General features: G+C 59.2%; 15 protein-coding genes and 2 pseudogenes. 9 read left to right on the forward strand and 8 right to left on the reverse strand.

The genetic code is table 11. From position 1 onward, the window contains the following. The first annotated feature begins 399 nt into the window (after positions 1–399). The 3 genes and pseudogenes from TX24_RS08900 to TX24_RS08905 all read left to right on the forward strand — a co-directional run bounded on the left by TX24_RS08900 (position 400) and on the right by TX24_RS08905 (position 2,539). On the forward strand, positions 400–1,542 hold the full coding sequence (locus tag TX24_RS08900; RefSeq protein WP_057710193.1) for a hypothetical protein: 1,143 nt from the start codon (positions 400–402) through the stop codon (positions 1,540–1,542). A 38-nt stretch (positions 1,543–1,580) separates the two neighbouring features. After that, positions 1,581–1,880: pseudogene (locus tag TX24_RS30585) on the forward strand (ATP-binding protein); the annotation flags it as partial. Between the two features lie 161 nt (positions 1,881–2,041). Further along, complete coding sequence (locus tag TX24_RS08905; RefSeq protein WP_057710194.1) at positions 2,042–2,539, forward strand: hypothetical protein; 498 nt, start codon at positions 2,042–2,044, stop codon at positions 2,537–2,539. A gap of 162 nt (positions 2,540–2,701) precedes the next feature. Here the strand turns inward: TX24_RS08905 and TX24_RS08910 are convergent. Together TX24_RS08910 and TX24_RS08915 are read right to left on the reverse strand one after the other, a co-directional pair. Continuing rightward, positions 2,702–3,553 (reverse strand): annotated as a pseudogene (locus TX24_RS08910) (YifB family Mg chelatase-like AAA ATPase); the annotation flags it as partial. Positions 3,554–3,708: 155 nt separating this feature from the next. Next, positions 3,709–3,972 carry an accessory factor UbiK family protein gene (locus TX24_RS08915; RefSeq protein ID WP_057710195.1) on the reverse strand — a complete coding sequence of 88 codons (264 nt, stop codon included), beginning with the start codon at positions 3,970–3,972 and terminating at the stop codon, positions 3,709–3,711. Between the two features lie 422 nt (positions 3,973–4,394). Between TX24_RS08915 and glnK the strand changes: the two genes are divergently transcribed. The 4 genes from glnK to sutA all read left to right on the forward strand — a co-directional run bounded on the left by glnK (position 4,395) and on the right by sutA (position 7,178). Beyond that, positions 4,395–4,733 (forward strand): P-II family nitrogen regulator, encoded by a 339-nt coding sequence (gene glnK / locus TX24_RS08920; RefSeq protein ID WP_002555808.1) that lies wholly within the window; start codon positions 4,395–4,397, stop codon positions 4,731–4,733. Between the two features lie 34 nt (positions 4,734–4,767). Continuing rightward, a complete protein-coding gene (locus TX24_RS08925; protein ID WP_020302863.1) occupies positions 4,768–6,105 on the forward strand; it encodes an ammonium transporter in 1,338 nt (445 codons plus the stop codon). 209 nt (positions 6,106–6,314) lie between these two features. Further along, positions 6,315–6,740: a secondary thiamine-phosphate synthase enzyme YjbQ gene (locus TX24_RS08930; protein WP_003195429.1), complete on the forward strand. Its 426-nt coding sequence runs from the start codon at positions 6,315–6,317 to the stop codon at positions 6,738–6,740. 102 nt (positions 6,741–6,842) lie between these two features. Continuing rightward, positions 6,843–7,178 carry a transcriptional regulator SutA gene (gene sutA / locus TX24_RS08935; protein ID WP_003195427.1) on the forward strand — a complete coding sequence of 112 codons (336 nt, stop codon included), beginning with the start codon at positions 6,843–6,845 and terminating at the stop codon, positions 7,176–7,178. Between the two features lie 189 nt (positions 7,179–7,367). On the opposite strand, the gene TX24_RS08940 is transcribed toward sutA, so the two are convergent. Genes TX24_RS08940 through lptM form a run of 6 tightly spaced genes read right to left on the reverse strand, consistent with a single transcriptional unit; the run spans position 7,368 to position 11,955 of the window. Next, positions 7,368–8,063: an HAD family hydrolase gene (locus TX24_RS08940; RefSeq protein ID WP_057710196.1), complete on the reverse strand. Its 696-nt coding sequence runs from the start codon at positions 8,061–8,063 to the stop codon at positions 7,368–7,370. After that, positions 8,060–8,959: a tyrosine recombinase XerC gene (gene xerC / locus TX24_RS08945; RefSeq protein ID WP_003195423.1), complete on the reverse strand. Its 900-nt coding sequence runs from the start codon at positions 8,957–8,959 to the stop codon at positions 8,060–8,062. Before xerC ends, TX24_RS08940 begins: the two co-directional genes overlap by 4 nt. 2 nt (positions 8,960–8,961) lie before the next feature. Continuing rightward, the gene (locus TX24_RS08950; protein WP_014720458.1) at positions 8,962–9,678 is read right to left on the reverse strand and encodes a DUF484 family protein; all 717 of its coding nucleotides are present in this window, start codon (positions 9,676–9,678) and stop codon (positions 8,962–8,964) included. 13 nt (positions 9,679–9,691) lie between these two features. Further along, the gene (gene dapF, locus TX24_RS08955; protein WP_003195419.1) at positions 9,692–10,522 is read right to left on the reverse strand and encodes a diaminopimelate epimerase; all 831 of its coding nucleotides are present in this window, start codon (positions 10,520–10,522) and stop codon (positions 9,692–9,694) included. A 3-nt stretch (positions 10,523–10,525) separates the two neighbouring features. Then, the gene (gene lysA / locus TX24_RS08960) at positions 10,526–11,773 is read right to left on the reverse strand and encodes a diaminopimelate decarboxylase (RefSeq protein WP_057710197.1); all 1,248 of its coding nucleotides are present in this window, start codon (positions 11,771–11,773) and stop codon (positions 10,526–10,528) included. A 14-nt stretch (positions 11,774–11,787) separates the two neighbouring features. After that, entirely contained in the window at positions 11,788–11,955 is a 168-nt protein-coding gene (gene lptM, locus TX24_RS30590; protein WP_003195417.1) for an LPS translocon maturation chaperone LptM, read from the reverse strand. 238 nt (positions 11,956–12,193) lie between these two features. On the opposite strand from lptM, the gene cyaY reads away from it, so the two are divergent. Together cyaY and TX24_RS08970 are read left to right on the forward strand one after the other, a co-directional pair. Further along, positions 12,194–12,526: an iron donor protein CyaY gene (gene cyaY, locus TX24_RS08965; RefSeq protein WP_003195412.1), complete on the forward strand. Its 333-nt coding sequence runs from the start codon at positions 12,194–12,196 to the stop codon at positions 12,524–12,526. 2 nt (positions 12,527–12,528) lie between these two features. After that, the gene (locus TX24_RS08970; RefSeq protein WP_032897694.1) at positions 12,529–12,747 is read left to right on the forward strand and encodes a DUF1289 domain-containing protein; all 219 of its coding nucleotides are present in this window, start codon (positions 12,529–12,531) and stop codon (positions 12,745–12,747) included. Positions 12,748–12,749 lie beyond the last annotated feature (2 nt).

The following is a 12,749-nucleotide window of genomic DNA, read 5'->3' on the forward strand; positions in this document are numbered from 1 at the left end:
GTTGTAAGGCGGCAACAACTTGCTCAGCACGGCTTCTTTTCGCTCATGGGAATAACGGGCCACATCGGTGTCCTTTACCGCCTATCTGGGGAAAACTGGAGGGTGACAACTATCCTGCCAGAGGGGGGAATGTCAGCGGCGTTTAGCTTCACATCTGATTGCGTCTCGTCACGGATGACCCCTGCAATCGTTTGAGGACTCAAACCTTCTTTAGCAAGCTGAGTGATGCGTTTATGGTTCAGTTCTCGGAACCCTGGAGCGAGTATAGGCATAGGTAATCTCCGTCTGCCGGTTAATGGAAGCCAAGGTTTTCACTAAACTGCTTGGCGATTGAGAGATTACGATTGCCCCGAACTCGATGCTATTCCAAACGGGGATGACCCAAATTAGAGTTGACAAATGCCGAAAGCTGAATATACGGAATCCGAGCTGTGGGTAAAGGATGGCCTAGAACGCCTGTTCTGGATTGAGATCGCCAAGCGAAAAGCTCGCCTATGCCAAGGTGACGTTTTTTCCCAGCTCTTGGGGCTGAGAGCAGAGCTCGAGTCGTTTTTTGGGAGTTTCTCGAGCGAGTTGGACGAGCCTTGTGAAGGCGGAGAAGAAGTAGTCCTCAACATTGTCCAATTCGGAAAGCACATGTTGAATAGGGTGAGCGATCCCCAACATGCAGAGTTGATAAAAAAGGCAACGAAAGAGTTTGGTAGGCGAGCTTGGGTCATCAAGAACAATCTCGACCATTATCGCGGCTTTTGGCTTTCGGATTTCTCGATCGAGACTGATCTTGCGTTGCTCCATGACTGGTGGTCCTACATTATTTCAACCAAAGGTCGCCAAGAGCTAAACGCAAGAGGAAGATTTTCAACTCATGGAGAGTGCAGGCCTGTGATAGCAACCGAAGAGTTGAAGTTTGAAGGTGAAGAGGAGCCGACGATAAGAGTCGGAGACCCGGTGAACACAATCTCTTCCCTCCAGGCGCCCGTCCGCTTTCCTGAGCGTGTACGGCCACGGGGTGTTTATGCATACACGACTGACGAGCATGAAGTCACCATTGACGGCCATGAACTAAAAGACCGGGTTGTATTGGAGTTTGACCTTTTAAAACCTCTTCCCCCTATGAGGCAGATAGAGGCTCTGCTCCGTATCACGCAACGCGGGGCCAAAGCTTTACGAATGGTTGAGAGACTAAACCGTGGTGTTTACCAACCATACGAGGACTGCGATTCTGAAGGCCGTGGCGAGAGGCTTTTGCTCGATTTGATGACGGATCCGCCCGAAAGCCATGAACTCATGGGGGCCTTCACCAGCGCTAGGCCGATGATTGCCGGGCTGGCTTGTTGGGACCTTGTTGCTGAGGGGATGTCCGACGCTCGTGCTGCCGACAGGGTGGCAAGGGAGTTGCTCGGTGTTGATGATGCTCAGGTGCTACATCAGCGTCAGGTGGTCCGAGCGCTGAAAGACGTAGTCCGGCCGCGTGTTCAAGCTTACGAGTCTTCAAAACTTCCATGGAACCTCAGTGAAGAACCTGACTTTGCGAGCCGTTAAGGTGTTTTGGTGATGCTCTAGAGGCGTGTAGAAAACTCGATTCGTTGCTGATTGAACAAGGAGCGACCCAAGTTTCGCTTCTGGTAAGCAATTCCGGTGCAGGAATTGAAGCGCAACAACTACCGCATCTGTTCGATAGGTTCTATCGAGTCGACAGTAGTCGCTCCCGCTCGCAGGGTAGCACCGGGTTAGGCCTGGCGATTGTTCGGTCGATCATGAGCCTGCATCAGTGCGTGGCGGAGGTGAAGAGCATGCCAGGATCGGTGATCATATTTCGGTTGGGTTTTCCCCAAAGCGAGCGGCTAATTGCTGTTAGGAGATCCCGCCAATCACTGTGATGATGGCAGAGTGAACTAACTTACTCGGACTCAGTTGGTGAAAAAACTTCCGGAGCCAAAACGATTAACAGCAGAGTACTTGTTCACTTCTTAGCGCCGCTCGACGGGGTTAAGCCAGTACGGGGGTGGCATTTCGCCCCTTTTTTTACCAAGGAAGATCCATGAAATTGAAAGCAGTTCTGTTTGCTGTAATTGCAGCAATAACAACTGCCGCACAAGCGGCTCCAGCGTCCGAGATGATTTCCGTGTCTGCTGAGCTCACTCGTGACGGTAAGACGGTCAAGAGGTTTGATTTGTCCGGACAAAACGGTGTACCGGCGCCTTATCAAGAGCTTACACAAATTGGATTCATCGAATCTGCAGTCAAGAGTGGTGGTAAGTGGTGGCCCAAATCTGGGACGTTTGCCGAAGGTGTCAGTGCAGTGTTCACTCCAAGGGTCACAAGCGACGGGCAGATCCTAGTTAAGTACGTTTTCGACTACAAAAAACTGATCCGTTTCGATAAGAAAATGTTTGGTGATGTTGAAGTACAAAGGCCTGTCAGTGAGGGATACGACCAGTCCAGTAGTTTCACCATCAACAGCGGTGACCAGCGCGAGTTCACTACGGTAAATCAAGGGGTGAAGTGGCAACTGATTATTGCAGCTGCGCGTCAATAGTGGCTTGTGATAGCGGGGGGCTGTTGACACTGGTCAAAAGCCAGTCGCATTAATGTCCACTGGCGCCGACGATTGAGCCTCCAGCATCGTTAGTCGAGACTAAGAGCGGCACACAGTACGCCAGTCGCATTAATTTCAAAAAAGTCGCATCTATTTCAAAAACCGACAGCCGCCACCCACCAGCGCCGGCCCGGATGCCGAGTGGTGTGGCTGACGGAACGGGCGGTTAGGCCAATGACTCAGAGGGGCCAGGCTGACTACGGATTGGATAGCGGCCACTTCAAGTGCTTCCTGCTCGCTCAACGGCGGCAGCAAGCCCGGCAGCCGGCTGGCCAATAAAGTCTTGCCGGTGCCCGGTGGCCCGCTGAACAACAGGTTATGCGCGCCCGCCGCCGCGATCAGCAATGCACGCTTGGCCGCGAGTTGGCCCTGTACTTCACTCAGGTCCGGGTAAGGCTTGTTCAAGTACAGCAAGCCGTCGGACCTGTATGGCTCAATCGGCGCGTGCCCATTCAAGTGCGCCACAACTTGCAGCAAGTGATCCACCGCAATCACCTTCAACCCCGACGCCAGGCACGCCTCCTCGGCATTGGCGCGCGGCACTATCACGGTGCGCCCGGCCTTGCGCGCTGCCAGCGCGGCCGGCAATACCCCCTTCACCGCGCGCACCTCGCCGGACAGCGCCAATTCCCCTAGGCATTCCACGTCATCGAGCATCAACGCCGGCACTTGCACACTGGCCGCCAGGATGCCCAGGGCAATCGCCAGATCAAAACGCCCGCCGTCCTTGGGCAGGTCGGCGGGCGCAAGATTGAGTGTGATGCGCCGGGCCGGATATTGCAGCGCCGAGTTGAGGATGGCACTGCGCACGCGGTCCTTGCTTTCCTTCACTGCGGTTTCGGGCAAACCCACCAAGGTGAGAGACGGCAGGCCATTGGCCATATGCACTTCGACAGTGACGGCTGGGGCTTCCACACCGACCTGGGCGCGGCTGTGGACAATGGCGAGGGACATGCTCGTTCCTTGAATGGGAGGGCCGCTTCCTGCGGTTTTTTCAAGGGTAGACGAGGTGGGATGGAGCGGGGCGGGGGAGGTTTTACAGAACGTATCCGGGCGGCAACGCAAAACAAGTGTGGGAGCAGGCAAGCCAGCTCCCACAACAATCGCGTTCACTCAGCAGAAGGTGGCGTGAACCGGGCTTCAAGTTCAGCCACCTTCGCCTCCAGGCTCTCCAGCCGCGCACGTGTGCGGGCCAGCACCACCATCTGGCTGTCAAACTCTTCCCGGCTGACCAGGTCGAGCTTGCTGAAACCACTCTGTAGCAAAGCCTTGAACTGGCTTTCGATTTCATTGCGGGGCAGTGGGGTGTCGCCGCTGAACAGGCGAGAGGCGTGGCCGCTCAGGGCGTCGAGGAAGTCTTTGGGCGCGAGCATTGGACATATTCCGGAAAACAGTTGGCCGGCAGTGTATCACGCAGCGTCTATAGTCATTTTTACGCCCTGCTGCGCACGGTTTTCGCGCATTGGGGCGGGCGGCCGCGCACTGTTTTGATGCGCATTGCGGCCGCGCAGGCGCCCCGTAGGTGGGCACAAGCGGGCAATGGATTGATTTCAGTGGTTTTTACGGAGCTGGCAAGGTTTCTGCTTAGACGATCATGACCCATGCACTGATGCAGTCGCTGTGACGAATGCAGTGCGCCGACGGATCCGGGTACAGGGCTCGTCACCAGTGGTTCGCTGGCGTCGCGACGGCAAATGCCGAGGCGACGATGCGTTACAAAGCCAGGCACTGCGCTTAGACTTGAGACGGGTTTGTTTTCCTGGGGCAAGTCCACCAAATTCGGGAGAGAGTTTTCATGAAGCTAGTCACTGCCATCATCAAGCCGTTCAAGTTGGACGATGTTCGCGAGTCACTGTCCGAGATCGGCGTGCAGGGCATTACCGTTACTGAGGTCAAGGGCTTCGGTCGGCAGAAGGGTCATACCGAGCTGTATCGCGGCGCGGAATACGTGGTCGATTTCCTGCCGAAGGTGAAGATCGATGTCGCCATTGACGACAAAGATCTTGACCGGGTTATCGAGGCGATAACCAAGGCGGCCAACACCGGCAAGATCGGTGACGGCAAGATCTTCGTGGTCAATCTGGAACAGGCTATTCGCATCCGTACCGGCGAAACCGATACCGACGCAATCTAAGCCGCCAAACCCCAACGCCCCAGGAGAAAACAATATGACTCTGCGTAAATTCGCAGGGCTCGGAGCCCTGCTGTCCATCGTAATGCCTAGCCTGGCCATGGCGGCAGATGAAGTGGCTGCTCCAGTCCTCAACTCCGGCGACACCGCCTGGATGCTCACTGCCACCGCGCTGGTGCTGTTCATGACCATCCCTGGCCTGGCGCTGTTCTACGGCGGCATGGTCCGCTCCAAGAACATTCTGTCGGTGATGATGCAGTGCTTCGCCATCACTGGCCTGATCAGCATCCTCTGGGTCGTTTACGGCTACAGCATCGCGTTCGATACCACCGGTATGGAACAGGGCGTGGTCAACTTCAATTCCTTCTTTGGCGGCATGGGCAAGGCGTTCCTGGCAGGTGTCACCCCGGCCAGCATCACCGGGCCGGCGGCGCTGTTTCCGGAAGCCGTGTTCATCACCTTCCAGATGACCTTTGCCATCATTACCCCGGCGCTGATCGTTGGTGCTTTCGCTGAGCGTATGAAGTTCTCCGCGATGCTGATCTTCATGGCTATCTGGTTCACCCTGGTCTATGCGCCGATTGCGCACATGGTCTGGAGCGGCAACGGCGGCCTGATGTGGGACTGGGGCGTGCTGGACTTCGCTGGCGGCACCGTCGTGCACATCAATGCGGGTGTGGCTGGCTTGGTGGCGTGCATCGTGCTCGGCAAGCGCAAAGGCTTCCCGACCACCCCAATGGCCCCGCATAACCTGGGCTATACCCTGGTGGGCGCGGCCATGCTGTGGATCGGCTGGTTTGGCTTCAACGCCGGTTCCGCCGCGGCGGCCAACGGCACCGCGGGCATGGCGATGCTGGTAACTCAAATCGCTACAGCAGCTGCGGCCTTGGGCTGGATGTTTGCCGAGTGGATCACCCACGGCAAGCCAAGCGCGCTGGGTATCGCCTCGGGCGTGGTCGCCGGCCTCGTCGCCGTGACGCCAGCAGCGGGCACCGTGGGCCCGATGGGCGCTCTGGTGATTGGCCTGGTCGCTGGTGTGGTGTGCTTCTTCTGCGCGACCAGCCTCAAGCGCAAGCTGGGTTATGACGACTCCCTGGACGCTTTCGGCGTGCACGGTATCGGCGGTATCGTCGGTGCGATCCTCACAGGTGTGTTCGCAGCCCCTGCACTGGGCGGCTTCGGCACCGTGACCGACATCGCAGCCCAAGTATGGATCCAGTGCAAAGGGGTGGGCTTCACCGTGATCTACACGGCGATCGTGACCTACGTCATCCTCAAGGTGCTCGACATGGTCATGGGCCTGCGTGTCACCGAGGAAGAAGAGGCGGTTGGCCTCGACCTGGCGCAACACAACGAGCGCGGCTACAACTTGTAACCAGGCGAAAAAAACATGCCCGGCTTGCCGGGCATTTTTTTGCCTGGCGTTTGTCTGTGGCTAAAGGTGCATGGGTTTTTTATCGACTTTGTGATGGGATCCACACAGCACTTCTAAGGGTGCAAATGTCTTACAGGCATGAAGGCGTATTCGGCCCTTTGTTTTTTCTCAGAGCGCGCTAGAATGCGCGCCGATGGGCGGAGAACTGTATGTGGCAACAGACCCTGATTACCCTGCGGGCCAAGCCCCGGGGCTTTCACTTGGTAACGGACGAGTTGCTTGCCGGCTTGCCTGAATTGAAGGCGTGCCGTGTGGGCCTGTTGCATCTGTGGCTGCAGCACACCTCGGCCTCGTTGACCGTCAACGAGAATGCCGACCCGGCGGTTCGCCGTGACTTCGAGCGTTTTTTCAACCTGCTGGTGCCACAAGGTCGCGCAGGGTTTGAACATAACGACGAAGGTCCGGATGATCTGCCGGCGCACTTCAAGGCCAGTCTGCTGGGCTGCCAGCTGAGTTTGCCGGTCAAGGCCGGCCGCTTGGCGATAGGGACCTGGCAAGGTGTTTATCTGGGCGAGCACCGTGATCATGGCGGTGCTCGTAAAGTCCTCGCCACCTTGCACGGTGAAGGGGCATAAGCCATAGGGAATCCTGTGGATGTTGATTTTTTTCCAGCGGCCTCGACAGAGGGTGAAGCTGGGCTATAACTAATCTGCTTTTCGCAAGTCATGAGGTAGAACATGAGCGACGATGATCTGGAACAAGACGACCTCGAAGTAGGTGATGAAGACGACACCGAAGACGGTCTTGAAGCAGTAGCGGCTGACGACGTTGCGGAAGATGCCGATGACAGTGTTGGCGATGACGCGGCTCCCAAAGCCAAAGGCAAAGCCAAGGCGGCTGTTTCGGTAGACGAGTTGCCGAGTGTTGAAGCCAAGAACAAAGAGCGCGATGCCCTGGCCCGTGCGATGGAAGAGTTCCTCGCTAAAGGCGGCAAAGTGCAGGAAGTCGAGGCCAACGTGGTGGCTGATCCACCGAAGAAGCCGGATAACAAGTACGGCAGCCGACCTATCTGAGGTCTGCCTCCTGCTTGTAAGAAAAAGCCCGCCGTCGCTGCGGGCTTTTTCATGTCTGGAGCAATTTACCAGTTCGCTGCAATACCCTGTGGGAGCTGGCTTGCCTGCGATAGCGGTCTATCTGCGAGCCCTGTGTTGACTGACCCACCGCTATCGCAGGCAAGCCAGCTCCCACATTTTGGGTCAGTGTTAGCTCCAGCGACTCAGCAAGGGCGGCAACTCCGTCAGGCTGCGAATCTGCGCATCCGGGTGCTTGTCACCTTCCCAGGCCTTGCCCGTGGGGTTGAACCACACCGCCCGCAGCCCCGCCTGCTGCGCGCCGGCAATGTCATCCCCAGGATGATCGCCCACATGCACAGCCGCGCTGGCGTCCACACCGCCACGTTGCAGCGCCTCCTGAAACAGCCGTGCATCCGGCTTGGCGATGCCGATATCTTCAGCGCGCAGGGCAAAGTGAAAATAGTCCGCCAGGCCCACGCGCTGCACATCGGCATTGCCATTGGTGATCACCCCCAGCAGGAAGTGCTGGCGCAGCGCCTTGAGCATCGGCTCGGCTTCCGGGAACACGGTGAGTTGGTGACGTGCGTGGATGAACGCTTCGAAGCACACGTCCGCCATCTCTGTGGCCTCAGGCTGGGGATAACCGGCCTCCTCGAACGCATGCATTAGCACGCGATGGCGCAGCAGGCTGATGCGGTGCTTCAGTTCGGGATGACGCTGCAGCATCTGCTGGCGCAGGCTGGCAAAATGCTCAAGGGGCAGCTCGCCAACCTTGGATGCGTGAACTGCCAGCCATTCGCGCATCGACGCTTCGGCGCTGATGATGACGGGTACGTTGTCCCAGAGGGTGTCGTCCAGGTCGAAGGTGATCAGCTTGATACTCATGAGTCGCCGCCCTTGATGCGTTTGGCCCGTGGATGGGCGCTGTCGTACACCGTTGCCAGGTGCTGGAAGTCGAGGTGGGTGTAGATCTGCGTGGTCTTGATATCCGAGTGCCCGAGCAGTTCCTGCACGGCGCGCAAGTCTTGGGAGGATTCGAGCAGGTGGCTGGCAAAGGAGTGACGCAACATGTGCGGGTGCAGATTCTGCCCCAGCTCCCGCTCGCCGGCGGCCTTGACCCGCAGCTGGATCGCCCGTGGCCCCAGGCGCCGGCCTTGCTGGCTGACAAATACGGCATCGTCTGCCGGGTTGGTCAGCAGGCGTAGCGGCAGCCATAGCTGCAAGGCTTCACGGGCTTTCCTGCCCACGGGCAGTACGCGGGTCTTGCTGCCTTTGCCGAGCACTTGCACCAAGCCATCGGCGAGGTCCAGTTGATCGAGGTTCAGGCCTGTGAGCTCCGACAGGCGCAGGCCCGAGGAATAGAACAGCTCAAGGATGGCTTGGTCGCGATGGGCCAGGAAGTCATCCTCGACGGCACCGTCGAGCAGTTGCAGGGCGCGGTCGGTATCCAGGGTCTTGGGCAGACGCCGTTCGCCTTTGGGCGGTGACAGGCCATTGGCCGGGTCGTGGTCGCACAGGCCTTCGCGATTGAGGTAGTGATAGAGGCCGCGCACCGCCGACAGCAGGCGAGACAGGCTGCGTGAGGATTGGCCCTGCAGATGCAACCGAGCGATCAGGCTGCGCAGGGCCTGGATATCCAGGGCCTTCCAACTGCTGACGTGCTGTTTTTCGCAATAGGCCAGGACCTTGTTCAAGTCCCGCCGATAGGCTTCCAGCGTATGGGGCGACACCTGGCGCTCATTGCGCAGGTGAGCGCAGTAAGCGTCCAGTTGCCGCTCCATGATCAGCGCACCGCGCGCAGGGTGGTGGTGTGGCGTGGCAGGACGCGGCCCAGCACTTCGGCGATATAGGTCAGGAACAACGTGCCCACCGAGCTTTTGTAGTGCGCCGGATCGCGGCTGGCGATGGCCAGTACCCCGTGCAAGCCTTGATGGCTGAGGGCGATGACGGCCGTAGAACCGATCTGCTTGCGCTGTTCGGCGCCAAACAGGAAGTCCAGTTCATGCTCGCGCAAGGTGCCGCTGACGGTCTTGCCTTCGGACAACAGGCCGCCGATGGCCGTCTGCGCCTCGCCACCTGTGACCCAGCGACCCACCGGCATTGGGTTGTCGCTGAACAGGATCAGGCTGACGAAGGGCACCTGGAAATCCTCACGCAGGCTGTCTTCCACGGCGATCACCGTTTCTTCCAGGCTGGTGGCATCCATCAGGGTCAGAATCAGGCGGCGCGTCTTGTCGAACAAGCGGTCGTTGTCGCGGGCCACGTCCATCAGATGAGAGAGCCGGTGGCGCATTTCAATATTGCGCTCGCGCAGGATCTTCATCTGCCGCTCCACCAGCGATACGGTATCGCCGCGCTGGTGAGGGATGCGCAGGGCCGGCAGCAGCTCTTCGTGTTCGACGAAGAAGTCCGGGTTAGCCTCAAGGTACGCCGCGACAGCAGCGGCCTCCAGGCTTTCACTCGGGGTTGCGTGTGCGGGTACTTGAGGCTTATCGGTCATTAGCTTGGCTCACTCATAGACGGACCTGTCCTTCGTATACACGCGTGGCCGGCCCGGTCATCATCACCGGGTGGCCAGGGCCTGCCCATTCGATGGACAAACGTCCACCGGGCAGGTCGATCAACAGCGGCGAATCCATCCACCCCTGGCTGATCGCGGCCACGGCAGCGGCGCAAGCACCGGTGCCGCAAGCCTGGGTTTCGCCGACGCCGCGTTCCCATACGCGCAATTGCGCACGGTTACGGTCGATTACCTGCAAAAAGCCCACATTGGCCCGTGCCGGAAAGCGCGGGTGATGTTCGATCTTCGGCCCCAGTTCGTGCACGGGGGCGTTATTGATGTCGGTGACCCGCAGTACTGCATGGGGGTTGCCCATGGACACGGCGGCGATCTCCACGGTTTTGCCATCCACGTCCAACGCGTAACTGAGGGCCTGCTCGGTGGCCTGGAACGGAATATCCGCCGGCACCAGGCGCGGCGCGCCCATGTTGACGCTGATCTGGCCATCGTTGCGGATGTCCAGTTCGATCACGCCACCTTTGGTTTCGACGCGAATCTGGCGTTTGGCAGTCAGACGCTTGTCGAGCACAAAGCGCGCAAAGCAGCGCGCGCCGTTGCCGCACTGTTCCACTTCGGAGCCGTCGGAGTTAAAGATCCGGTAGCGGAAATCCACCTCCGGGTTGCTCGGCGCCTCGACCAGCAGCAACTGGTCGAAACCGATCCCGGTGTGGCGATCGCCCCACTGTTTGGCGTGCTTGGGCAGGATGTGCGCGTGCTGGCTGACCAGGTCGAGGACCATGAAATCATTACCCAGCCCGTGCATCTTGGTAAAACGCAGCAGCATGGCTTACTCCGGCAGCAGGCTTTCGCCAGCATACAACTCGGCTACCGTCTCGCGGCGACGCACTTCAAATGCTTGATCACCGTCCACCAGCACCTCGGCGGTACGCCCGCGGGTGTTGTAGTTGGAACTCATGACAAACCCGTAGGCACCGGCCGAATGCACGGCCAGCAGATCACCTTCCTCAAGCGCCAACTCACGATCCTTGGCCAGGAAGTCGCCGGTCTCGCAGATCGGCCCGACGATGTCATAGGCGCGGGCTTCGCTTGCGCGCGGCGTCACGGCGGTGACATCCATCCAGGCCTGGTACAGCGCCGGGCGGATCAGGTCGTTCATCGCCGCATCGACGATGGCGAAATCCTTGTGTTCGGTGTGCTTGAGGTACTCGACCTGGGTCAGCAACACGCCAGCGTTGGCAACGATGTAGCGGCCTGGCTCGAACATCAGCGTCAGGTCGCGGCCTTCGATGCGCTCGCGCACGGCCTGGATATAGTCGGCGATCAGCGGCGGCTCTTCATCGCGATAACGCACACCCACGCCACCACCGAGGTCGATGTGGTGCAGGTAGATGCCACACTCGCCCAGGCGGTCGATCAACCCCAGCAGGCGGTCGAGGGCATCCAGGAACGGTGGCAGGGTGGTCAGTTGCGAGCCGATATGGCAGTCGACACCCAGCACTTCCAGGTTCGGCAGTTGGGCGGCGCGGATGTACACGTCTTCGGCGTCGGCGATGGCAATGCCGAACTTGTTCTCTTTGAGACCGGTGGAGATGTACGGGTGGGTGCCGGCGTCGACGTCCGGGTTGACGCGCAGGGAGATCGGCGCACGCACGCCCATCTCGGCAGCGACCACTTGCAGGCGCTCCAGCTCATCGGTGGATTCGACATTGAAGCAGTGCACGCCGACTTCCAGGGCGCGGCGCATGTCGTCGCGGCTCTTGCCGACGCCGGAGAAGACGATTTTGTCCGCCTGGCCGCCGGCGGCCAGTACGCGTTCCAGCTCGCCACGGGACACGATGTCAAAACCAGCGCCAAGACGCGCCAGGACATTGAGTACACCCAGGTTGGAGTTGGCCTTGACTGCGTAGCACACCAGGTGCGGCACGCCGTCGAGCGCGTCGGTGAACGAGCGGTATTGGGCTTGGATATGCGCACGCGAGTACACATAGGTCGGGGTGCCGAAGCGCTGGGCAATCGCGGACAAGGCCACGCCTTCCGCGAACAGCTCGCCGTCCCGGTAGTTAAAAGCGTCCATAAGTTTCCCTTGGCTTAGTAGGTGTCGTGCTTATGGGCTTTTGACGGCTTTTGCGACGATTGCGCCTGTTCGTTTGGATCTTTGCTGTCATCGGGCAGGTACAACGGGCCTTTCTGGCCACAGGCACTAACGAGGCAAGCGACCGCGACGAGCGCAGCAAGGGAAGAGATCAGGCGCTTCATGGCGAAATCCTTGAATATGCATTAATTGCGCCCGAGTATACCGACCACCCGCCAGCTTGCCTATGCGCCGCAACACCCGTCCGGCGGGGGTTTGCCGAGACAGTAGGGAAGCAGGCTACGATGCCTGGGGATATTTCGTACCGTCATCCGTGATGAAATCAGTATCCTTTGCAATCGGCGAAGCTCGCCCGTATCGTGCGGCGCTTGAGCAAAACCAGACACTTTTGAGGTTGCCACAATGAGTTTGACCGAAGCCCGTTTTCACGACCTGGTGGATACCACCCAGCAGGGGCTGGAAGATATTTTCGATGACAGCGGCCTGGACGTGGATCTGGAAAACTCGGCCGGTGTGCTGACCGTCAAGTTCGAGAGCGGCCAGCAACTGATCTTCAGCCGCCAGGAGCCGCTGCGTCAGCTGTGGCTGGCGGCGCGCTCCGGTGGCGTTCACTTCGATTACGACGAAGAAAGCGGTAAGTGGCAGTGCGACAAGAGTGAAGAGTTGCTGGGTGAGATGCTCGCCCGCCTGGTCCAGGAATACACCGGCGACGAACTGGATTTCGACGAGATCTGATGGTGAGTGAGCCTGCAACCGTACGCCCGCCCAAGCCGCTGTTCAGCAATGTCAGCCCGGCGGTGCCGTCACCTTGTATCAGTTTGTGTCGCCTGGACGAGCAGAAAGTTTGCCTTGGCTGCTTCCGCCATGTGGAAGACATCCGGGAATGGCGCTCTGCCGACGATGCGCGGCGCCGGGTGATCTGTGCAGAGGCCGAGCAGCGCAAGGCGAGCACCTGACG

This window comes from Pseudomonas lactis (assembly GCF_001439845.1).
Taxonomy (GTDB): domain Bacteria; phylum Pseudomonadota; class Gammaproteobacteria; order Pseudomonadales; family Pseudomonadaceae; genus Aquipseudomonas; species Aquipseudomonas lactis.